22 protein-coding genes are annotated in these 21,699 nt (G+C 56.8%); 19 read left to right on the forward strand and 3 right to left on the reverse strand.

Features of this window, described 5'->3' with window-relative positions; translation table 11 throughout:
* Nucleotides 1-12 precede the first annotated feature (12 nt).
* The 16 genes from EPIR_RS07345 to EPIR_RS07415 all read left to right on the forward strand — a co-directional run bounded on the left by EPIR_RS07345 (nt 13) and on the right by EPIR_RS07415 (nt 14,117).
* Complete coding sequence (locus EPIR_RS07345) at nt 13-303, forward strand: phosphopantetheine-binding protein (RefSeq protein WP_023654701.1); 291 nt, start codon at nt 13-15, stop codon at nt 301-303.
* On the forward strand, nt 296-544 hold the full coding sequence (locus tag EPIR_RS07350; RefSeq protein ID WP_023654702.1) for an acyl carrier protein: 249 nt from the start codon (nt 296-298) through the stop codon (nt 542-544). The genes EPIR_RS07345 and EPIR_RS07350 overlap by 8 nt, the downstream gene beginning before the upstream one ends.
* 19 nt (nt 545-563) lie before the next feature.
* Nucleotides 564-1,121: a COG4648 family protein gene (locus EPIR_RS07355; protein ID WP_023654703.1), complete on the forward strand. Its 558-nt coding sequence runs from the start codon at nt 564-566 to the stop codon at nt 1,119-1,121.
* Nucleotides 1,118-2,449 (forward strand): class I adenylate-forming enzyme family protein, encoded by a 1,332-nt coding sequence (locus tag EPIR_RS07360; protein ID WP_072066021.1) that lies wholly within the window; start codon nt 1,118-1,120, stop codon nt 2,447-2,449. Before EPIR_RS07355 ends, EPIR_RS07360 begins: the two co-directional genes overlap by 4 nt.
* Nucleotides 2,436-2,780: a 3-hydroxyacyl-ACP dehydratase FabZ family protein gene (locus EPIR_RS07365; protein WP_023654705.1), complete on the forward strand. Its 345-nt coding sequence runs from the start codon at nt 2,436-2,438 to the stop codon at nt 2,778-2,780. Before EPIR_RS07360 ends, EPIR_RS07365 begins: the two co-directional genes overlap by 14 nt.
* Nucleotides 2,774-4,483, forward strand: coding sequence for a glycosyltransferase family 2 protein (locus EPIR_RS07370; RefSeq protein WP_023654706.1), 1,710 nt, complete (start codon nt 2,774-2,776; stop codon nt 4,481-4,483). The genes EPIR_RS07365 and EPIR_RS07370 overlap by 7 nt, the downstream gene beginning before the upstream one ends.
* Nucleotides 4,477-4,899, forward strand: coding sequence for an acyl-CoA thioesterase (locus EPIR_RS07375; protein ID WP_023654707.1), 423 nt, complete (start codon nt 4,477-4,479; stop codon nt 4,897-4,899). The genes EPIR_RS07370 and EPIR_RS07375 overlap by 7 nt, the downstream gene beginning before the upstream one ends.
* Nucleotides 4,896-5,501, forward strand: a complete 606-nt coding sequence (locus tag EPIR_RS07380) for an outer membrane lipoprotein carrier protein LolA (RefSeq protein ID WP_023654708.1) — start codon at nt 4,896-4,898, stop codon at nt 5,499-5,501. Before EPIR_RS07375 ends, EPIR_RS07380 begins: the two co-directional genes overlap by 4 nt.
* On the forward strand, nt 5,491-7,791 hold the full coding sequence (locus tag EPIR_RS07385) for an MMPL family transporter (RefSeq protein ID WP_023654709.1): 2,301 nt from the start codon (nt 5,491-5,493) through the stop codon (nt 7,789-7,791). The genes EPIR_RS07380 and EPIR_RS07385 overlap by 11 nt, the downstream gene beginning before the upstream one ends.
* Nucleotides 7,788-8,354, forward strand: a complete 567-nt coding sequence (locus EPIR_RS07390) for a DUF3261 domain-containing protein (protein ID WP_023654710.1) — start codon at nt 7,788-7,790, stop codon at nt 8,352-8,354. The genes EPIR_RS07385 and EPIR_RS07390 overlap by 4 nt, the downstream gene beginning before the upstream one ends.
* 2 nt (nt 8,355-8,356) lie before the next feature.
* Nucleotides 8,357-9,505: a beta-ketoacyl-[acyl-carrier-protein] synthase family protein gene (locus tag EPIR_RS07395; protein WP_023654711.1), complete on the forward strand. Its 1,149-nt coding sequence runs from the start codon at nt 8,357-8,359 to the stop codon at nt 9,503-9,505.
* Nucleotides 9,505-9,978, forward strand: coding sequence for a hotdog family protein (locus tag EPIR_RS07400; protein WP_023654712.1), 474 nt, complete (start codon nt 9,505-9,507; stop codon nt 9,976-9,978). Before EPIR_RS07395 ends, EPIR_RS07400 begins: the two co-directional genes overlap by 1 nt.
* Nucleotides 9,975-10,706, forward strand: a complete 732-nt coding sequence (locus EPIR_RS07405) for a 3-ketoacyl-ACP reductase FabG2 (protein WP_023654713.1) — start codon at nt 9,975-9,977, stop codon at nt 10,704-10,706. The genes EPIR_RS07400 and EPIR_RS07405 overlap by 4 nt, the downstream gene beginning before the upstream one ends.
* Nucleotides 10,706-11,932, forward strand: a complete 1,227-nt coding sequence (locus tag EPIR_RS07410) for a beta-ketoacyl-ACP synthase (RefSeq protein WP_023654714.1) — start codon at nt 10,706-10,708, stop codon at nt 11,930-11,932. The genes EPIR_RS07405 and EPIR_RS07410 overlap by 1 nt, the downstream gene beginning before the upstream one ends.
* Before the next feature lie 482 nt (nt 11,933-12,414).
* Nucleotides 12,415-12,555 (forward strand): hypothetical protein, encoded by a 141-nt coding sequence (locus EPIR_RS18875; RefSeq protein WP_023654717.1) that lies wholly within the window; start codon nt 12,415-12,417, stop codon nt 12,553-12,555.
* Between the two features lie 86 nt (nt 12,556-12,641).
* Nucleotides 12,642-14,117 (forward strand): phospholipase D family protein, encoded by a 1,476-nt coding sequence (locus tag EPIR_RS07415; protein WP_023654718.1) that lies wholly within the window; start codon nt 12,642-12,644, stop codon nt 14,115-14,117.
* Nucleotides 14,118-14,152: 35 nt separating this feature from the next.
* Here EPIR_RS07415 and mdoC read toward each other — a convergent pair whose 3' ends face one another.
* Complete coding sequence (gene mdoC / locus EPIR_RS07420; protein ID WP_023654719.1) at nt 14,153-15,277, reverse strand: glucans biosynthesis protein MdoC; 1,125 nt, start codon at nt 15,275-15,277, stop codon at nt 14,153-14,155.
* 268 nt (nt 15,278-15,545) lie between these two features.
* On the opposite strand from mdoC, the gene EPIR_RS07425 reads away from it, so the two are divergent.
* The 3 genes from EPIR_RS07425 to EPIR_RS07435 all read left to right on the forward strand — a co-directional run bounded on the left by EPIR_RS07425 (nt 15,546) and on the right by EPIR_RS07435 (nt 20,034).
* Nucleotides 15,546-17,081, forward strand: coding sequence for a glucan biosynthesis protein G (locus tag EPIR_RS07425; RefSeq protein ID WP_193387539.1), 1,536 nt, complete (start codon nt 15,546-15,548; stop codon nt 17,079-17,081).
* Nucleotides 17,074-19,632 carry a glucans biosynthesis glucosyltransferase MdoH gene (gene mdoH, locus EPIR_RS07430; RefSeq protein WP_023654721.1) on the forward strand — a complete coding sequence of 853 codons (2,559 nt, stop codon included), beginning with the start codon at nt 17,074-17,076 and terminating at the stop codon, nt 19,630-19,632. The genes EPIR_RS07425 and mdoH overlap by 8 nt, the downstream gene beginning before the upstream one ends.
* A gap of 162 nt (nt 19,633-19,794) precedes the next feature.
* Nucleotides 19,795-20,034: a YceK/YidQ family lipoprotein gene (locus tag EPIR_RS07435; protein WP_048697092.1), complete on the forward strand. Its 240-nt coding sequence runs from the start codon at nt 19,795-19,797 to the stop codon at nt 20,032-20,034.
* 13 nt (nt 20,035-20,047) lie between these two features.
* Here the strand turns inward: EPIR_RS07435 and EPIR_RS07440 are convergent, their stop codons facing one another.
* Together EPIR_RS07440 and EPIR_RS07445 are read right to left on the reverse strand one after the other, a co-directional pair.
* Entirely contained in the window at nt 20,048-20,446 is a 399-nt protein-coding gene (locus EPIR_RS07440; protein WP_023654723.1) for a MysB family protein, read from the reverse strand.
* A gap of 189 nt (nt 20,447-20,635) precedes the next feature.
* Complete coding sequence (locus EPIR_RS07445; RefSeq protein WP_023654724.1) at nt 20,636-21,556, reverse strand: Kdo(2)-lipid IV(A) acyltransferase; 921 nt, start codon at nt 21,554-21,556, stop codon at nt 20,636-20,638.
* Nucleotides 21,557-21,699: the final 143 nt, after the last annotated feature.

Genomic DNA, 21,699 nt, shown 5'->3' on the forward strand with positions numbered 1-21,699 from the left:
TTCGGAACCAGTATGGAAGAGTTATCGCTTGAACTAAAACAGATGATTATCGACACGCTTAATCTGGAAGAGACGGACGTGGACGATATTGACACCGATGCGCCACTGTTTGGTGACGGTCTTGGCCTTGACTCGATAGATGCTCTTGAGCTGGGGCTGGCGGTAAAAAAACGCTACGGCGTAGTGCTGTCAGCGGAAAGTGAAGAGATGCGCCAGCATTTTTACTCCGTTGCCAGCCTTGCGGCCTTTATTCTTGCCCGGCGTTCATCGCTGGCGCTGACAGGAGAAGACCGTCATGGATAAGCATGAAATTTACCAGGAAATAACCGACCTGCTGGTTAAGCTGTTCGAACTTGACGCTGACGATATCAAACCAGAATCACGTCTCTATGAGGATCTCGATCTGGACAGCATCGATGCCGTCGATATGGTGGTTCACCTGCAAAAACGTATCGGTCGCAAAATCAAACCGGAAATTTTTAAATCAGTGCGCACCGTGCAGGACGTAGTGGATGCCGTTGATCTGCTGATGCGCGCAGGCTGACCGTGGGCGGCATTCACTGATGAACGCTGTACTGAAGGGCGCGAATGGACTGCTGCTGCTGTGGCCCGTACTGGTGTGGTATGCATTAAGCCATCCAACGGCACGCTGGATGCTGGTGCTGCTGGCGCTGCCGTTTATCCTGCGCTGGCTGGGTCTGCGCCAGCAGGGCGGGGCCTTTGCTGCTGCCGGCAAGTGGCTGGCGCTCGGCGGAGCCGGGCTGTGCGCCGCCAGTATCCTGCTGCGCAACCATCATCTGCTGCTGTGGTATCCGCTGGCGGTGAACGCGATTCTGCTGCTGCTGTTCGCGGCTTCCTTATTCAGTCCGATGCCTGTCATTGAACGCCTGGCCCGGCTGCATGAGGCAGAACTGCCGCCGCGTGCTATCGTCTATACCCGGCGCGTCACGCAACTCTGGTGCCTGTTCTTTATCTTCAATGGCGCGATGGCGCTGATCACCTGTTTACTGAATTCTCTCTTCTGGTGGACGTTGTGGAATGGATTCATCAGCTATCTGTTAATCGGGCTGCTGATGATGTGCGAGTGGCTGGCGCGCCAGCGTATGCGGGCCTCACTGTGACAGGGACAGCGTTGCCGATAGCGACCTGGCTGACCGCGCCGCCCGTTGGCATCGTTGCCCGGCGCGGCGACAGCATCCTGAGCCGCCACCAGTGGCAACAACAGGTTCTGGTGCTGGGTAATCGGCTGCTTACCCAGCCGGGAGAACGCTGGGCGCTCTATTTTGAAGACGCTTATTTGTTCAGCGTTGCGCTGCTGGCGGCGCTCCATGCTGGCAAAACGCCGCTGATCCCTGGCCACTGCCGCCCGGCACTGCTGGCGGAACAGGCGACAGAGTTCGACGGCTTGCTTAGCGACCAGCTCATCGATCTTGACTGCCCGATATTACAGGTGGAAGAAGCAAACGGGGCGGTGCCGCGTGCGCTGCCCGCTATTGCACCAGATGCCGTGGTGGTCATATTTACTTCCGGTTCCTGTGGCTCGGCGCGTCAGGTGGTCAAACCCATCACCTGTCTGGATGAAGAGGCGCGCTGGCTGCATGCGCTTTGGGGCGATCGTCTCAACGGCTGTACGCTGATTGCTTCGGTGAGCCATCAGCATCTTTACGGGCTGACTTTCCGCATTATTTTGCCACTTGCCCTGGGGCTGCCGTTTGACAGCCGTCAGATCGCCTATAGTGAGCAGTTGACCGCCGCGCCTGTCGGGCGTTACGCGTTTATCAGCAGCCCGGCCTTTTTACGCCGTCTTGACTTTTCACTACCGGCCCCTGAATGCGTGCTGACGGTCTCGGCTGGAGGCGCGCTGGCCTGGCGCGATGCGCAGGCGGTGGCTGCCTGGCTTGGACAGCCGGTAGAAGAGATTTACGGCAGTAGCGAAACCGGCGTGCTTGCCCACCGCCGTCGCCGACAGGACGATGCGCCGTGGCAAGCGTTTAGCGGGGTAAGGTTCAGCCAGGACGCGCAGCTTCGCTGGTGGGCGCAGTCGGCGCTGATCCCACAGGAGCGGGGGCTGATGCTGGATGACCGGCTGGCGTTTGATGACACGGGCTTCCAGCTTTGCGGGCGCTACGATCGCATTGTTAAAATTGAAGATAAACGCGTGTCGCTCAGTGAGATAGAGCGGCGTCTGCTGGCCCTGCCACAGATTGCCGACGTGGCGGCACTGCCGATCGCTAAAGGCAATCGCAGCGGCATCGGTGTGGTGCTGGAGCTACACCCGCCGGGCGGTGACCTGAACACGCTGAAACGGCTGTGGCGTCTGGAGCTGCAGCGCTGGCTGGAACCGGCGGCCGTGCCGCGCTTCTGGCGCGTGGTGAGCGTTATCCCGCATAACAGTCAGAGCAAGCGTGACTGGACGCAAATAGAGGAGCTATTTTATGCTGCCCGTTGAACTTTCGCTTCAGCAACAGGGGAGTGCAGCACAACTGCTGCTGCGCGTCGACCCCGATCTTTTCTGGTTCAGAGGACATTTTCCCGATGGTGCCATCTTACCCGGCGTGGCACAGCTGGACTGGGTTATTCACTATGGAACAACGCTGCTTGTCCCCGGCATGCAGTTTGCTGCGGTGGATAACATCAAATTCCAACAGCCTGTTATGCCTGGCTCAACGCTGAAACTGACGCTCACCTGGCAGGATGATAAAGGCCTGAGCTTTCAGTACCAGCGGGTGACGGGGCAGACGCTGCACCCGGCCAGCAGTGGAAGGATCCGCCTGTGTTAGCGGATGATTTCCGTCCCTGTGTGGTGATCCCGTGCTACAACCACGGGGCGACGATCGGTTCGGTGCTGTCACGGCTGGCACCGCTTGGTCTGCCGGTGCTGATCGTCGATGACGGCAGCGATGCGCATTGTGCCAGCCAGCTGGCTGCGCTGGCGGGCGAGGGCGTGCAGCTGCATCGTCTGGCTACCAATCAGGGAAAAGGGGCGGCGGTGCTTGCCGGTCTGGCTGCTGCCGCTCGCCAGGGCTTTACCCATGCGCTACAGGTGGATGCCGATGGCCAGCACCAGATCGAAGACTCTTCCCGACTGCTACAGGCCGCGCGTGATGAGCCACACTGCCTGATATCGGGGCAGCCGCTGTATGATGACTCCGTTCCGCGCGCCCGGCTGTATGGCCGCTATATCACCCATTTTTGGGTATGGATAGAAACCCTCTCTTTTACCCTTAAAGACAGCATGTGCGGTTTTCGCGTCTATCCGCTGGCCCCGTCGCTGGCGCTGGCAGAGCGCCATGCCATCGGTCAACGCATGGACTTTGATACGGAAATGATGGTGCGTCTCTACTGGGCGGGCACGCCGAGCCGCTTTATCACCACGCGAGTGACCTATCCTCATGATGGGATCTCACATTTCGATGCCTTGCGTGACAATCTACGCATCTCGTGGATGCACACCCGGCTGTTTTTTGGCATGCTGCCGCGTATTCCGCAGCTGCTGCGCCAGCGCCAGCCACAGCACTGGTCGGCGACCGAAGAGCGTAAAGGGCTGTGGGGCATGCGCCTGATGCTTGCCGTGTATCGTCGTTTCGGCCGTGGCCTGTTTACCCTGCTGCTGTGGCCGGTTACCGCCGTTTACTGGCTGAGCGGGCGCGAGCAGCGCCAGGCGTCTCAGCAGTGGTTACAGGCCGTGCGTCGTCACGCCGTCCGGCAGCGCACGACGCTGCCTCGGCCATGCAACAGCTTTCATCATTTTCTGCGCTTTGGCGATGCCATGCTGGATAAAATTGCCGGCTGGCGCGGCGATCTGCGCTGGGGTAAAGAGATTGATTTTGCTCCCGGTGCTGAAGCCGTGATCGCACGTGCTCAACCCGGTGGGCGGCTGATCCTCGCCTCTCATCTTGGCGATATTGAAGCCTGCCGCGCGCTGGCTCAGCAGGTGAGCGGGCTGGTGGTTAACGCCCTGGTGTTTACCGACCACGCTCAGCGTTTCAAACAGGTACTGGATGAGGTTGCTCCGCGGGCCAGCGTCAACCTGATCCCAGTCAGCGACATCGGCCCGGAGACGGCGATTATGCTGCGTGAAAAGCTGGACGCCGGAGAATGGGTGGCAATAGTCGGCGATCGTACTGCGGTGAACCGCCAGCGCGGCGGTAACCGACGCGTGGTATGGAGCGAATTTCTCGGGCGACCAGCCCCGTTCCCGCAGGGACCCTTTGTCCTGGCGGCGGCGCTGCGCTGTCCGGTACTGCTGATGTTCGCTCTGCGTCAGGACGGCATATTGCGTGTGCACTGCGAACCCTTTGCCGATCCGCTGGAGCTGCCGCGCGCCGCGCGCCAACAAGCATTGCAGCAGGCGGTAGATCGCTATGCGCAGCGGCTGGAACACCATGCGCTGATCTCACCGCTCGACTGGTTTAACTTTTTTGATTTCTGGCAACTGCCGGGATCGTCACTACCGGAAAAAGAGAAGGAGCCTGGGTGCTGAACGATGAACGTTTCTCGCTTGACGTTGAGCTGACCGTCCCGTTCCACGATGTGGATGCGATGGGCGTGGTGTGGCACGGCAACTATTTTCGCTATTTCGAGATTGCGCGTGAAGCGCTGCTGGGTAAATTTAACTACGGCTACCGTGAGATGCAGGCCTCCGGCTACCTCTGGCCGGTGGTTGATACCCGGGTGAAATATCGCGGAACCCTGACTTTTGAGCAGCGCATCCGCGTGCGCGCCACCATTGAAGAGGTGGAAAACCGTCTGCGCATCGCCTATCAGATTTTCGATGCGGCCAGCGGTCAGCGAACCACCACTGGATATACCATTCAGGTCGCCGTCGCGCAGGGTGAGAGCGGGCTGAGCTTTGTTTCACCGCCAGTCCTGTTCGAGCGCTTAGGAGTGACCCCATGATCAGAATGATATTCATCCTGCTGGCGCTGTTCAGCATCAGCGCGCAGGCGGTGACGCTGGAAGCCTTGCAGCAGCGCTTTGCCAGTCAGCCGATAGTGCGGGCCGATTTCAGCCAGATGCGCACGATTAAAGGCATGGCGCAGCCGCTGAAATCCAGCGGGCAGCTGCTGATAGTCCAGGACAAAGGCCTGTGGTGGCAACAGACGCAGCCGTTTCCACTGACGCTGGTACTGGATGAAAAGCGTATGGTTCAGGTGATAGGGGGCCAACCGGCGGAAATTATCACCGCCGACAGCAATCCGCAGATGTTCCAGTTCAACCACCTGCTGCGTGCGCTATTTCAGGCAGATCGCCGGGTGCTGGAGCAGAACTTTGCGCTGGATTTCACCAATGCTGGTCAACAGCGCTGGCGTCTGGTGTTGACCCCGGTGACCTCTCCGCTGGACAAGCTGTTCAATACCATCACGTTAGAGGGCGCAGAGTATCTGGACGCCATCCGGCTAAACGACCGTCAGGGCGACCGCACCGACATCACCTTCAGCCATCAGCGCCTGACGCCGCTGCGGCTGAGCGAAGAAGAGCAGCAGCGTTTTGTTTTCTGATAACTCACGATCGCTGGCCGTTGGCTGGCTGACTATCTGCCTGCTGCTGCTGGCGGCGCTGTGTGTCCTGCTGCCAAAGGCGCGGATCAACAGCAGCGTACTGGCGCTGTTACCCGCGCAGACTCTGGCAGAAATGCCCGACGACCTGCAGCAGGGTTTTATGCAGCGCCTCGACAGGCAGATGGTGTGGCTGGTCAGCGGCGGTCAGCAGGACAACCCGGCGGTGGTGCAGGCCTTTCTCGCGCGCCTGCGGCAGCTGGACGTATTGAAAGAGGTCAAAGGGCCGCTGGATAACGCGCAGCAGCAGGCATGGGGGAAGTTTGCCTGGCAGTATCGCAACACGTCCATCGACGCCGCCACCCGCACCCGGCTTGAAAAGGGCGGGACGACTCAGGCGGACTGGGTGCTGGCGCAGCTTTACTCCGCCTTTTCCGGTGTCAGTGGCCAGGAAATCAGTCACGATCCGTTGCTACTTGTGCGCGGCGCGCAGCTGGCGCTTCAGCAAAGTGCCAGCCAGCTGGCTCTGAGTAACGGCTGGTTGAGCACCCGCGATAAGCAGGGCCAGCGCTGGTACTTTATTTATGGCGAGCTGGCCAGCAGCTCGTTCGATATGCAGCAGAGCCACGCGGTGGTCACGCAATTACAGGCGCTTGAACGCCAGCTTAAGCAGCACTATCCGCAGGCACAGATCCTGTCACGCGGCACGGTGTGGTTCAGTGACTACGCCAGCCAACAGGCGCGGCATGATGTCTCCACCCTCGGCGTGGCAACCCTTGTCGGCGTGCTGCTGCTGGTGTTTGCGCTATTTCGTTCGCCGCGTCCGCTGTTGCTGTGTGCGCTGTCGGTGGCAATGGGCGCGTTGGCGGGATGCGTGGTGACGCTGCTGTGCTTTGGTGAAATGCACCTGATGACGCTGGTGATGAGTCTGAGTATCGTCGGCATTTCGGCGGATTATACCCTCTATTACCTGACCGAGCGGATGGTTCACGGTGCCGAAGCCACCGCGTGGCAAAGTATGAATAAGGTGAAGCGTACGCTGCTGCTGGCGCTCGGCACCACCGCGCTGGCTTATCTGGTGATGCTGCTGGCACCGTTTCCTGCTATCCGCCAGCTGGCGGTATTTGCCGCCTCCGGGCTTAGCGCATCCTGCCTGACGGTGATCTGCTGGTATCCGTGGCTGGTGAAAGGACTGCCGGTGCGACCGGTGCCGGCAGTGGCTTTGATGGGGCGCTGGCTGGCCGCATGGCGGCGCAATAAACGTTTGCGCGTCGGGCTGCCGCTAGTGCTGGCGGCAATTTCGCTGGCCGGGTTATGCCAGCTGCGTATTGATGACGATATCTCACAGCTACAGGCGCTGCCTGCATCGCTGCTGGCGCAGGAGCGCCAGGTAACGGCACTGACCGGACAAAGCGCAGAGCAAACCTGGCTGGCGGTACACGGCGACACGCCGGAGCAGACGCTGCAAAGGCTGGAGGCGCTGCAGCCGAAACTTGAGGAGGCGCGCAGGCTGCGCTGGCTGACCGGTTATCGTTTGTTGCCGCTCTCCTCGCTGGCGCGGCAGCAGCAGGACCTGCAGCTGCTGCAGCTGGCTGCTCCGTCGGTGATTGACCGTCTGCGGCAGGCTGGCGTAGCGGTGGAGGTTCCCGATCTCCGCGCCACGCCGCTGACACCGGCAGTCTGGCTTGCCAGCCAGAACAGCACAGGCTGGCGTTTGCTATGGCTGACGTTGCAGGATGGGCGCAGCGGCGTGCTGGTGCCCCTGAGCGGGGTGAGCAATGGTGCCGCACTGGCGCAGCTGGCGGCCAGCCTGCCTGGCGTCAGCTGGATCGATCGTAAGCAGACCTTTGATACGCTGTTTGGCTTTTATCGCCTGCTGCTGGGATGGCTGCTGGCGGCAGCGCTGGCGGCTATTGCCCTCAGTAACGTGCTGCGCCTCGGCGTACGGCAGGGGCTGGTGAATATGCTACCTTCCCTGCTGTCGCTGGGGGGCGGGCTGGCGGCGCTGGCGTTCTCCGGTCACTCGCTGAATCTGTTCTCACTGCTGGCGCTGGTGCTGGTACTGGGGATCGGCATCAATTACACCCTGTTTTTCGCTAATCCGCGCGGCACGCCGATCACCTCACTGCTGGCGGTGACGCTGGCGATGGTTGTCACGCTGCTGACGCTTGGCATGCTGGTATTCAGCAGCACTCAGGCTATCAGTAGCTTCGGCATCGTGCTGTGTAGCGGTATTTTTACCGCGTTTGTGCTGGCACCGCTGGCAATGCCGGTGAAAAGGAGAAAAAAATGAAGCGCCTGCTGGCACTGATGTGTTGCGCGTGGCTACTGACGGGCTGTGCGGACAGAGCCGACCCGGCCCGACCACAGGCGTGGCTGAAGCCCGGCGTACGCGTTATTTTGCCGCCACCGCAAATTGCCCCTCCGTTCAGCCAGCAGCAGTTGTTGACGGGGCGTTTCAAAGGCAAGCAGCAGTCGCTGCTGGTGTTGCTTAGCGCGGACGGGCAGCAGCTGACGCTGGCCGGACTGTCATCACTGGGCATTCGTCTGTTCCGCGTGACCTATGATGCTAACGGCATCCACAGCGAGCAATCACTGGTACTGCCGGAAATGCCACCGCCCGGGCAGGTGCTGGCGGATATCATGCTCAGTCACTGGCCGTTGGCCGCCTGGCAGTCTCGCCTGCCACCCGGCTGGACGTTGCAGGATCGCGACGACAGCCGCCAGCTGCGTGATGCTGACGGAAAACTGGTGACCGAGATCCGTTATCAGCAACGCGGTACGCAGCGTTTGCCGATTAGCGTGCAGCAGTTTGCCTTCGGCTATCATATTTTGATTCAAAACCTGGACGGGTAACGATGTATATTTCTGCGGTGGGTATGCTGAGCGCGCTGGGCGCAACGGCCGATGAGATGGCCGATAACCTGTGTGCCGGAACCGCTCCGGGGATGCGCCGCGACAGCGGCTGGCTGGTGGGTGATAAGCCCTGCTGGACCGGGCGCGTCGACGCGCTGCTGCCCACCATACCGCAGCGGCTGGCGGTTCACGCCAGCCGGAATAATCAGCTGCTGCTGGCGGCACTGGCGCAAATCGAACCGGCGGTACGTGCGGCGGTGGCGCGCTATGGTGCCGATCGCGTGGCGGTGGTGATGGGCACCAGCACCTCCGGCCTGGATATGAGCGAGCGCTTTATTAGCGGAGATAGCACAAACTATCACTACGCGCAGCAGGAGCTGGGGGACTCCTCACGTTTTCTGGCGCACTATCTGCAGCTGAGCGGCCCGGCCTATACGCTGTCAACGGCCTGCTCATCCAGCGCACGGGCGCTGATCAGCGGGCAGCGGCTGATTGCGGCCGGACTGGCTGACGTGGCCATCGTTGGCGGAGCCGATACGCTCAGCCGCATGCCGCTCAATGGCTTTGACAGTCTGGAATCGTTGTCTTCCCGACGCTGCGTGCCGTTCAGCGAGCAGCGCGATGGTATTACCATCGGCGAAGGGGCGGCGCTGATGCTGTTGACCCGTGACCCGCAGCCGGTGGCGATCCTCGGCGTGGGTGAATCGTCCGATGCCTGGCATATGTCGGCCCCCCATCCCGGCGGTGAGGGGGCAAAACGCGCCATTACAATGGCGTTACGACAGGCCGGATTGACGCCGGAAGAGGTTGGCTATATCAATCTGCATGGTACTGCCACGCGCTTAAACGATCGGATGGAAGCCGGAGCTATCGCTGAACTGTTTGGTAACCGTGTGCCCTGTAGTTCAACCAAGCATTTAACCGGACATACGCTCGGCGCGGCCGGGATCGTGGAAGCGGCGTTGTGCTGGCTGATCCTGACGCGCGACCTGCTGCTGCCACCGCAGGACTTCAGCGGCAGTGTGCAGGACGACAGCCTGCCTGACTGCGGGCTGCTGACTCGCGCAGCCCCACTGGAACGGCCGGTTATCATCAGTAATTCATTCGCGTTTGGCGGTAACAATACCAGCGTGATTTTAGGAAAGTCGTAATGTCAGAGTATCAACAGGCCGCACACTATCTGCCGCACGCTGCACCGATGGTGCTAATCGAGCGGGTATTACTGGTCGCTGAAGAAGAAGCACGCTGCCAGGTGCGGGTTAGCGCAGACGGCGTGCTGGCCCCTTTTCTCAATCAGCAGGGTGCGCTACCGGCCTGGTTTGGCATGGAGATCATTGCCCAGACCATTGGCGTCTGGTCCGGCTGGCACGGCCGCCAGCATCACAGCACGCCCCGTCCCGGTATGCTGCTGGGCGGACGGGGCTACCGCTGTCAGCAGGCGCAATTTCCGCCGGGTAGCCTGCTGGACATTCACGTCAGCCTGCTGATGCGCGATGAAAAAATAGGCAGCTTTAACGGTGTCATTACCATCGATGATGAAATCTGGGCCAGCGGTCGCCTGAATACCTATCAGCCTGACGATCAGGAACTTCAACAACTTATGCAACAGGATTTTCAGCCATGACGCGTACCGTTTTAGTCACCGGGGCCAGTAAAGGCATTGGCCGTGCAATTGCACTGCGGCTGGCTGCTGATGGATTCACCGTGGTGATACATTTTCACCGTGATGAGCAGGGTGCAGCAGAAACGCTGCGTCAGATTGAAGCGGCGGGTGGCGCTGGCCGTGTGCTGGGCTTCGATATCGCCAGCCGCGAACAGTGCCGCACCCGGCTGGAAGCCGATATTGAAGGCTCGGGGGCCTATTATGGCGTGGTCAGCAATGCGGGTATCACCCGCGATGGTGCCTTTCCCGCGCTAACCGGTGACGACTGGGACGGCGTGATCCACACCAATCTCGACAGTTTCTATAACGTTATCCAGCCGTGTGTCATGCCAATGATCGGCCTGCGCCAGGGCGGACGTATCATTACGCTCTCATCGGTATCGGGCATGATGGGCAACCGGGGACAGGTCAACTACAGCGCGGCGAAGGCCGGAATTATCGGTGCCAGCAAGGCGCTGGCGATTGAGCTGGCGAAGCGCAAAATCACCGTTAACTGTATCGCTCCCGGACTGATCGATACCGCTATGACCCAGATGGAGCCGGTGGCGATGGCGGAAGCGTTAAAGATGATCCCGATGAAACGTATGGGTGCGGCGGAAGAGGTGGCCGGGCTGGCGAGCTATCTGATGTCGGATATTGCCGGGTATGTCACCCGTCAGGTGATTTCAATCAACGGGGGCATGCTGTGATGCGCCGTGTCGTCGTCACCGGAATGGGCGGCGTCACCGCCTTTGGTGAAAGCTGGCAGGCGGTATCAGAGCGCCTGCTGGCGGGAAATAACGCCGTGCGCAAAATGCCGGAGTGGCGGGTATATGACGGTTTGAACACGCTGCTGGCCGCGCCGATTGATGATTTCACTCTGCCGGAACACTACACCCGCAAGCGCATCCGATCGATGGGGCGGGTATCGCTGATGGCAACCCGTGCCAGCGAGCGGGCGCTGGAGCAGGCGGGGCTGCTGGGCGATGCGGTGCTGACCAGCGGCGAAACCGGCATTGCTTACGGTTCATCGACCGGAAGTACCGGCCCGGTAAGCGAGTTTGCCACCATGCTGACGGAAAAACACACTAATAACATTACCGGTACTACCTATGTGCAGATGATGCCGCATACCACTGCGGTAAATACCGGACTCTTCTTTGGGCTGCGCGGGCGGGTGATCCCTACATCGAGTGCCTGTACCTCCGGCAGCCAGGCGATCGGTTATGCATGGGAAGCGATCCGTCATGGTTACCAGACGGTAATGGTAGCAGGAGGGGCAGAGGAACTCTGTCCGTCGGAAGCGGCGGTATTTGATACGCTGTTTGCCACCAGCCAGCGCAATGACCAGCCACAGAGTACGCCGTCACCGTTCGATGCCAGTCGGGACGGGCTGGTGATTGGTGAAGGTGCCGGAACGCTGGTACTGGAAGAACTGGAACATGCGCAGGCTCGCGGTGCCACCATCTATGCGGAGATCGTGGGTTTTTATACTAACTGCGATGCGGCGCATATTACCCAGCCGCAGCGTGAGACCATGCAGATTTGCATTGAACGGGCGCTACGCACCGCAAGGCTGGACGCCAGCGATATTGGTTATATCAGCGCGCACGGCACGGCTACCGATCGCGGTGATGTGGCGGAAAGTCACGCCACGGCAGCTGTGTTTGGTAACGGCACGCCGATCTCGTCACTGAAAAGCTATTTCGGTCATACGCTCGGCGCCTGTGGCGCGCTGGAAGCGTGGATGGGCATTGAGATGATGCGTGAAGGCTGGTTCGCACCGACGCTGAATCTGACGCAGCCGGCACAGGATTGCGCAGAGCTTGATTACATTGTGCAACAGCCGCGTGTGCTGCAAACGGATTACATTCAGTCCAATAACTTTGCTTTTGGTGGCATTAATACCTCGCTCATTTTCCGCCGTTGGCGCTGACAGCGCTGCGCCAGGCGCGTGCGGAACCTGCTGTTGCTCCGGGGCGATATCTTGCAATGGCCCAGCCGCTGATTTCCAACATCTGATTCAGGCGGCACGGGGTTAGCAGAGGCACTGGTTTTGCCGGGAAAATCAGCTTAAAAGAGCGAAAATGTTCCTCAATGGAAAAAAATTTTTAATTTAAATGGCTAATAATCTGACCTGACCGTTTCGAGGAGAGTGGCGCTAATGCTTATGGCTCAGTTAATTTTCCAGGGTTGTGTGATTAGTGACAAGATGAAATCGATTTATTTAGTTAATCAATTCCGGCTTTGTGCTATCCTCCACTGCCTGCACGTGCCACCTTTTTTACCGGGCAGAGAGCTATTCTTTTGACCTGTGTCGGGTTAGCGTGAGTGACTCTTAACCTCCTTGTGAAACGGACGTCTTTCATTTTACTGGCCCCATAACAGGAATGTTTTGCCGGTCTGTTGTGGTTTACTATGAAAAACAATTCTGAAACTGAGTCCGGAAAAGAAAAGCCAGTGCCGTTAGAAGATGCTCCTTTTACTATTATGGTTTTTGCCATCACCTCCTTTACGCTGATCGCTTTTGTTCTCGTTATCACTCTTTGGGTATGCTGATGCTGTCAGCAACGAATGACGACTCACACCCCTTGTACAATAGCTCATTGGCCGCAAAATCCCCCTAATCAACTCAAGGATCGTCGATGACCGAGAAACATCAGTCGCCGGATGCCGGCTCTTCGGCGGCGACTGCGCGTCCACGGCTGGCGCAGGCCGTCATACCTTTGGCGGAGCAACATCCCGAACATAGCGGCATCTTCCCTTTGACGGAGGGTTTGGACGCCTTTGCCGCCCGTTATCTGCTGATCTCAATGGCCGAACGGTCGCTGGATATTCAGTATTATATTTGGCAAAACGACATGTCCGGACGGTTACTGTTCAGCGCCGTTTTGGCTGCCGCCCGGCGCGGGGTCAAGGTGCGGCTGTTGCTGGATGATAACAATACCCGTGGGCTTGATGAAACGCTGAGCGAACTGAATCGTCACCCCAATATAGACGTACGCTTATTCAATCCCTTTTCGTTCCGTACTCTGCGCGCCATTGGCTACATCACGGATTTCGCCCGTCTGAACAGGCGTATGCATAACAAAAGTTTTACCGTCGATAACACGGCGACTATCGTTGGCGGTCGCAATATTGGCGATGAGTATTTTGCCGCCGGGGACGAACCTTTATTTACCGATCTTGACGTGCTGGCTGTGGGGCCGGTTGTCGGGGAGGTGGCAAAGGATTTTGCCCGTTACTGGCAAAGTCGGGCCGTTGCGCCTCTGAACATTGTCGTTGACGAGGATGCCGGTGAACTCTCTGCTGTAACGCTACCGCAGGCGTGGCGCGAAACGTCCCAGGTACAGCGCTATCTGCAACGGGTGGATGAGTCGCCGTTTGTCAGCCAGCTTGAAGGCCGTTCTTTGCCGTTTATCTGGGCCAATACCCGCCTGTTAAGTGACGATCCGCGCAAAGGTTTGGGGCGTGCCAGAACCAGTACACTCTTGCCGCAGCGCATGTTGTCTGCAATTGGCAAACCGCAGCGCCAGTTCGATATTATTTCTGCTTATTTTGTCCCAACGCGCGCCGGAGTGGCGCAGCTGCTTTCGCTGGTGCGTAACGGGGTGAAAATCGCCGTTCTGACCAATTCACTCGCGGCTAATGATGTCTCCGTCGTGCATGCCGGTTATGCCAAATGGCGCAAAAAACTATTACGTCACGGCGTGACGCTGTATGAGTTAAAGCCTCATGACGGGATGGTTCATTCGCCACACGATCGTGGCTTAACCGGCAACTCAGGAGCCAGTCTGCACGCCAAAACGTTCAGCGTAGATAATCAGCAGCTGTTTATCGGCTCGTTTAATTTTGATCCGCGTTCGGCAATGCTGAACACAGAAATGGGACTGGTGATTGAGAGTAAAAGCCTGGCGACGCAAATTCATCAGCGCTTTATGGCCCATATGCCCGACAAGGCCTGGACGCTCCGCCTGGATAGCTGGGGACGCATAAACTGGGTGGAATATCCGGGCGACCCGGAGAAAGAGGTCGTGCATAAACATGAGCCACGAACGCGACTGATGCAGCGTCTGTTAGTCCGCCTTGTGTCGCGTTTGCCGATCGAGTGGCTGTTATGAACCGCTGTTAGCGGGGCGCGCGCCCCGCTAACAGGCTAACGCTGCGCTTTACCGGAAAACAGGAAACGCAGTAGTGGAACACGCAAATGGATTTCATACAGCACAAATGAGATGCCAAAGACAAACACCAGTCCGGCAAAGAAACCCACCGTGTTGTTACCGATTTCATTGACGAAAAGAATGCCGTAGAGAATGGTTAACGGATGGTGTACCAGATAGATAAAAAGTGACGCGTTGACCAGATACTTTACACGCGGAGAGTGCGAATTCAGCAGGCGATGGCCAAATGCAAACACGACGTTGATCATCCACAGCCCCATCAGCATTGATGTCACCGCATCGATTTCATACAGCCAGCCTTCACCATGACTCCACGTTTGATTGGCGACATAAACGACGAATGCCAGGGCGGAGCCGACAAAGGTCCAGGGTATCGGGCGAACAAACAGGGCTTTAATTGCGGGATATTTCCACGCCATCGCCCCCAGAACAAAGAACGGCAGATAAAGTAACGTCTGCATCACCGCCATATTGAACAGCGCATCGCCGAGGATCTGCGGGGCAAAGATAAACAGCGTGCGGCGGAAAATACACCATGAAAGGCTGCAAAGCAGTATCCAGAGGGTAAGGCGGCCCCATCCTAGTTCGGAATACTCTGATTTTTCTCTCTTACTGTCGCGCAATAAAGCGAAAAGCCAAAAACTCGCCACGGTGAGCAGCATCAGCACTAACAGAAACCACAGGTGGGAAATCAAATCCCAAACCAGCGCATTGTACTGCTGATAAAACGTCATGCTACTCCAGTCACCAATCTTGCTGGTCCACTCTTTGAGCATGAAAAATTGGGGCAGGGTGATTAGCGGTATGGCAGCCAGCATCGGAATGCCAACCCGCTCCGTGCGCACCTTCAGCCAGTGCCAGGGGTTGTAACGCAGAAACAGCATGTAGGAGAAATATCCCGATATCACGAAGAACACCTGCATGCGAAATGCATGGATGAAATCATTCAGCAACGTCAGCCACTCGGACGGTGAGCTGCTGTTTACCGACCAGCTTTGAGTAGAATAAATGAGCGACACATGAAAAGGCACCCCTAATAACATTAACCAAGCGCGAATCGAATCAAGGAAGTACTCTCTTTGCTGTGTTTTTTTAGTCATAAATGTCCATTATTCAATGCGTTATCTGCTAAATGAATCCTTAATCAGCCTAAAGCTTACCGCTTACTTTAACCGGGTGAATAAGCGTATACTATCAGTCGAATCTGGTTCCGCTAAAAGCGTAAGAGTTGGATGTTTCGTGAATCAGAATATCGGAACAAAAACGCGGTCAGGCTGTCGGATTGCTAAATTATCCTTTAAGATGAATTAATTGTTAAAGCACCCGAAATGGGGGGATGTCCGGATTAAAATGAACAATAAACCACAACTGATGAAATTGCGCTGGGTTGGCGCTGCCGTTTTGTTTTCAATGTATGCCAACAGCAGTTGGGCTTTCAGCATTGACGATGTGGCGAAACAGGCGAAGGATTTAGCCGGGAAGAGCTTCGAAGCGCCGAAAAGCAATCTTCCTTCGCAGCTGCGTGAAATGAAGTACGCCAATTACCAGCAGATCCAGTTCAACCATGACAAAGCATACTGGAGTAAGCTCAAGACCCCTTTTAAACTTGAATTCTACCATCAGGGTATGTACTTCGATACCCCGGTACGTCTTAATGAAGTGACCGCAAACAGCGTGCGCGAGATCAAATACTCCCCAGAGTATTTCAACTTTGGTAACGTCCCACACGATGCTGACACGCTGAAAAACCTCGGCTTTGCCGGTTTCAAAGTGTTGTATCCGTTAAATAGCAAAGATAAGAAAGATGAAATTTCCAGCTTCCTCGGCGCCAGTTATTTCCGCGTTATCGGTGCCGGGCAGGTTTATGGGCTTTCTGCGCGTGGCCTGGCCATTGACACCGCTCTGCCTTCTGGTGAAGAGTTCCCGCGTTTCAAGCAGTTCTGGATTGAACGCCCAAAACCGCAGGATAAACACCTGGTCATTTATGCCTTGCTCGACTCGCCGCGTGCTACGGGGGCTTATCGTTTCCTGATCACTCCGGGTAAAGACAGCACTGTCGATGTGCAGTCAAAGGTTTATCTGCGTGACAAGATTGGTAAGCTGGGCGTTGCGCCATTAACCAGCATGTACCTCTTTGGTGCCAATCAGCCTTCTTCTCAGGTTAACTACCGTCCGGCCCTGCATGATTCTAACGGCCTGTCGATCCATGCCGGTAACGGTGAGTGGATTTGGCGTCCGCTGAATAATCCGAAACATCTGGCGGTCAGTACCTTTACCGTTGAAAACCCACGCGGTTTCGGCCTGCTGCAACGTGGGCGTGAATTTGATAAGTTCCAGGATCTGGACGACCGTTACGATCTGCGTCCAAGCGGCTGGATAGAACCGCAGGGCGATTGGGGTAAAGGGCGCGTGGAGCTGGTTGAGATCCCGACAGCGGATGAAACCAACGACAATATCGTGGCATTCTGGACCCCGGAAAGTCTGCCTGAAGCGGGTAAAGAGATGAAATTTGCCTATCGTCTGCATTTCACCCGTGATGAAAGCCAACTGCATTCGCCGGAAACGGCTTATGTGAAGAGTACACTTCGCTCTACCGGCGATGTAAAACAGTCTAACCTTGTGCGCCAACCGGACGGCACCGTAGCCTTTATCGTTGATTTTGTTGGCCCGGAAATGAGCAAGCTAGCGGAAAACACCCCGGTGACGCCTCAGGTCAGCATTGGTAATAACGGTGAACTGGTGGAGAACAGCGTCCGCTATAATCCGGTGACCAAAGGCTGGCGTCTGATGCTGCGCATTCGTGTTAAAGACACCAAACAACCTACGGAAATGCGTGCTGCACTGGTGAACGGTGACAAAACGCTGACGGAAACCTGGAGCAATCAGTTGCCTGCCAATGAATAAGTCAACCGTAATACCCGCTGAATATATTGATGCGCTGCCTCTCTCCCCAGAGCGGAAAGGGGCGTTGCGTGACGTTTCGCCTGAAAACACCGATGATACCTTCAGCCAGCTGCATCACCAGTTGGCTGAAGGGGGGGCGGTAGAACCGCGTCCTGATGATGCGCCCCAGGCGTCGGTCAAAGCACGTATCGAAATGAGCTGGCCTGAATCTGTCGATGAGGGGCGTCAGTTTGACAAAGATGCGCTGGATCGCACAACGCTGAAAGCGATGCCCAGGCACACCCGTTCTTCAATGTATCCCGAGGAGTGGCGCACCAACCCGGTTGCACGTGCCTGGGATGCCGTACGTGGACGCAAAAGCACCCCACGTTATGCCAGCAAAGAAGAGCAGAAGGCAGAAGATAAATGGCGGCATGTAGGCTCCATTCGTCGCTATATCCTGCTGTTCCTGACCGTCTTTCAGACGGTGGTGGCGACCTGGTACATGAAAACCATTCTGCCTTATCAGGGCTGGGCGTTAATCGATCCGATGGAGATGATCGACCAGAACTGGCAGCAGTCGGTACTGCAAATTTTGCCTTACGTGCTGCAAACCGGGATCCTGTTCCTGTTCGCCGTACTGTTTTGCTGGGTTTCAGCCGGGTTCTGGACCGCGCTGATGGGCTTCCTGCAACTGCTGATCGGTAAGGATAAATACAGCATTTCCTATCTGACCAGCGGCGATGAACCGATCAACCCGGAACATCGCACGGCGTTGATTATGCCGATCTGTAATGAAGACGTTGAACGCGTGTTCGCAGGTCTGCGCGCCACCTGGGAGTCGGTAGTCCGTACCGGTGAACAGGCCAACTACGATGTGTATATTCTCAGCGACAGTTACAATCCTGATATCGCGATGGCCGAGCAAAAGGCCTGGATGGAGTTGGTGCGTGATGTGGGCGGGGAAGGGCGCATTTTCTATCGCCGCCGCCGCCGCCGCGTGAAGCGCAAATCCGGTAACATTGATGACTTCTGCCGCCGTTGGGGCAGTCAGTACAGCTACATGGTTGTACTGGATGCCGACAGCGTGATGAGTGGCGGGTGCTTGAATGGCCTGGTACGCATGATGGAAGCCAACCCGAATGCGGGGATTATCCAGTCGTCGCCAAAAGCATCGGGTATGGACACGCTGTACGCACGTTGCCAGCAGTTTGCCACCCGGGTTTATGGGCCACTGTTTACCGCCGGTCTGCATTTCTGGCAGTTGGGTGAGTCGCACTACTGGGGCCACAACGCCATTATTCGCGTTCAGCCATTTATTGAGCACTGTGCGCTGGCGCCTCTGCCGGGTGAAGGCTCATTTGCCGGTTCTATCCTTTCGCATGACTTTGTCGAAGCCGCGCTGATGCGCCGTGCGGGCTGGGGAGTGTGGATCGCCTACGATTTACCAGGCTCCTATGAAGAACTGCCGCCGAACCTGCTGGATGAGCTAAAGCGCGACCGTCGCTGGTGTCATGGCAACCTGATGAACTTCCGTCTGTTCCTGGTAAAAGGGATGCACCCGGTTCACCGTGCGGTATTCCTCACTGGCGTGATGTCTTATCTCTCTGCACCGCTGTGGTTTATGTTCCTGGCGTTATCTACTGCCCTACAGGTGGTGCATACGCTGATGGAGCCGCAGTACTTCCTGCAACCGCGCCAGCTGTTCCCGGTGTGGCCGCAGTGGCGACCTGAACTGGCTATCGCGCTGTTCTCTACGACGCTGGTCCTGCTGTTTTTGCCGAAGCTGTTGAGTATTATCCTGGTATGGTGCAAAGGGGCGAAGCCCTACGGTGGGGCATTGCGCGTGCTGGCTTCACTGTTCCTGGAAATGCTGTTCTCAGTGCTGCTGGCACCTGTGCGTATGCTGTTCCACACCGTTTTCGTGGTCAGCGCATTCCTCGGCTGGGAAGTGGTATGGAACTCACCGCAGCGTGATGACGACGCCACGCCGTGGAGCGAGGCGTTTAAGCGTCATGGTTCGCAGATGCTGCTGGGTCTGGTCTGGGCCGGTGGAATGGGTTGGCTGGATCTTAACTTCTTATGGTGGCTGTCACCGATTGTCTTCTCGCTGATCCTGTCACCGTTTGTTTCTGTATGGTCCAGTCGTCGTACACTTGGACAGGCGTCTAAGCGCGGCAAGCTGTTCCTGATCCCGGAAGAGTACAATCCACCGCAAGAGCTGCTGGATACCGATCGCTACGTCGAACTTAACCGCGAACGTGCGTTGGAGAATGGCTTTATGCATGCTCTCTTCCATCCGTCGTTCAACGCGCTGGCAAGCGCAATGGCGACTTCGCGCCACTTGCAGAGCGATATCCTTGATTTCGCCCGCGATCGGCGCGTCGAGCAGGCGTTAAGCGGTTCTCCGGCTAATCTGGACCGCGACAGTCGCCTGGCACTGATTAGCGATCCGGTCACCCTTTCGCGCATGCACTATCGCCTGTGGCAGAATGCAGACAAGTATCGCGACTGGTCAGATTACTACCATAATTTGAAACTCAATCCGTTGGCGTTGGATAACGCCAAGTAGGGCTGTCTGGTTGTTGTACCAGCGCAGAGGCCATTGAATCAAAGCCGGGACACAGTGTTCCGGCTTTTTTTACGCATTCTTTGCATTGGCAATCGCAGTGGACCGGCCAATAAGCGGTAAAATAGTGCGCTTGCAGGCGTAACTTATGAAGAGAAGGGGAGAATGACAATGCTGATACGCGCAATGGCGATGGGTCTGAGCATACTGGTACTAAGCGGCTGTGGCAGTATTATTAGTAGAACCGTGCCCGGACAAGGACACGGTAATCAATATTATCCCGGCGTGCAGTGGGATGTACGCGATAAGCCGTGGCGTTTTATTGCTATCATCGACCTGCCGCTTTCACTGGTTGTGGATACGCTATTGCTGCCGGTAGATGCGCAACATGGGCCATACAACTAGCGCCGCCGCGAGGTCAGTTCAGGTTATCGGATTCGCTATTATCATCTTCCCACTCTTCAGCTGCCGCCTTGCCCTCTTCGGTATCACCCGGTGGCTCGAGTTGAAATTCGCCGTCGTCCCACTCATGCAGGGTATTTTCCGGCAGCCACTCCTGACGCAGTTCAACCTCATCAAATTCGCCGTCAAAGATCGCCTGTGCGGCTTCACCGCTACAAAGGGCCAGGCACTCACCGTCGTCACCGTCGTTAGTGAAAAATTCGGCCTGCCACATGATATCGCCATCCTGCATCACATATTTTTGCAGGTTAAACTGGCTGACTGAAGCCTCATCCTCTTCCTGTTCTGGGTTGGCAGCCAGATACTCTTCGCGAGCAGCATCGATGGCTTCTTCCAGCGTGGCATAAAGGTTCATCGCTATCTCCGTGGTGTGAATAAACTAAAGGGTAATTGTTGTCGCTATCCGCAAAGATGCAAGGGCGCAACATAAAAAAATGGCGCGACTGCACAAAGTGGTAATCGTGTGGCCGACAGTTAAGCTGATTTTCTGGTAACAGACAGAGTGAGGGGAAGGCGGGCCGGAGAACCGGCCTGCCAAGGCAATCTAGTAAAGCGCAGGCTGGCCTTCAGGGCGAGTTTTGAAGCGGCGATGTAGCCACATATATTGGTCCGGTGCCATCAATACACCGTGTTCAACAATGTGGTTCATGCGAGCGGCCGTCGCCGCTTCGTCGTCCAAAGGAATGGTCTGCTCTTCAGGCAGGATCACCATTTCGTAGCCTTTACCTGTCGGCAGGCGGCGTGGCACAAATGGGATCACTGCCGGATTGCCGCTGCGGATAAGCAGGTAGCTGCCCTTAGTTGACGCCGCCTGATCAACGGCAAAAAATGGCACGAACACACTGCTTTTCGGGCCGTAATCGTGGTCAGGGGCGTACCAGATAATATCGCCACTTTTCAGTGCGCGGATCATGCCCTTCAGATCTTTGCGGTCGAGCATGCTCTTATTCGAACGCATGCGCCCCCATGTCTGAAGCCAGTCGAGCAGCGCATTATCATTGGGGCGATAAACGCCAATACCCGGGTTGTGGATGCCGAAGATCCGCGCTCCCAGCTCAAGCGTCAGAAAATGCATACCGATTAACAGTACGCCTTTCTGGTCGGCAGCAGCCTTACTAATATGCTCCAACCCGCTAACTTTGAACCATTTAGTGATGCGCCAGTCCGGCCAAAACCAGGCCATGCCGGTCTCAATCAACCCCATGCCCAGCGACTCGAAGTTGCGTTTCACCAGCGCTTCACGCTCGGCGTCTGGCATCTGTGGAAAACAGAGTTCAAGATTGCGTCTGGCAACGTCCACCCGGCGTTTCAGGAAGCGCATGGAAAGCCTTCCTAATCCACACCCTATGTAATAGAGCACCGGGTAGGGGAGTAACACCAGCACATAGAGAAGCGCAATACCCAACCAGGTAAACCAATAACGGGGATGCAGTAATGCACGACTAAATTGAGGCAGCTGAGTCATGAGTTTCCAGAACGTCCAAAAAAGGGAGCTATTATGAAGCTCATTAAAGTTTAGTTATGGCCTATTGTGCCATCATAAATATGAAAACTGAAATAATCTGCTGCTTCAGTCTTATTGGCGATACCCCGAGGCTAAGGACATGA

Source organism: Erwinia piriflorinigrans CFBP 5888, assembly GCF_001050515.1.
GTDB classification, from domain to species: Bacteria; Pseudomonadota; Gammaproteobacteria; order Enterobacterales; family Enterobacteriaceae; genus Erwinia; species Erwinia piriflorinigrans.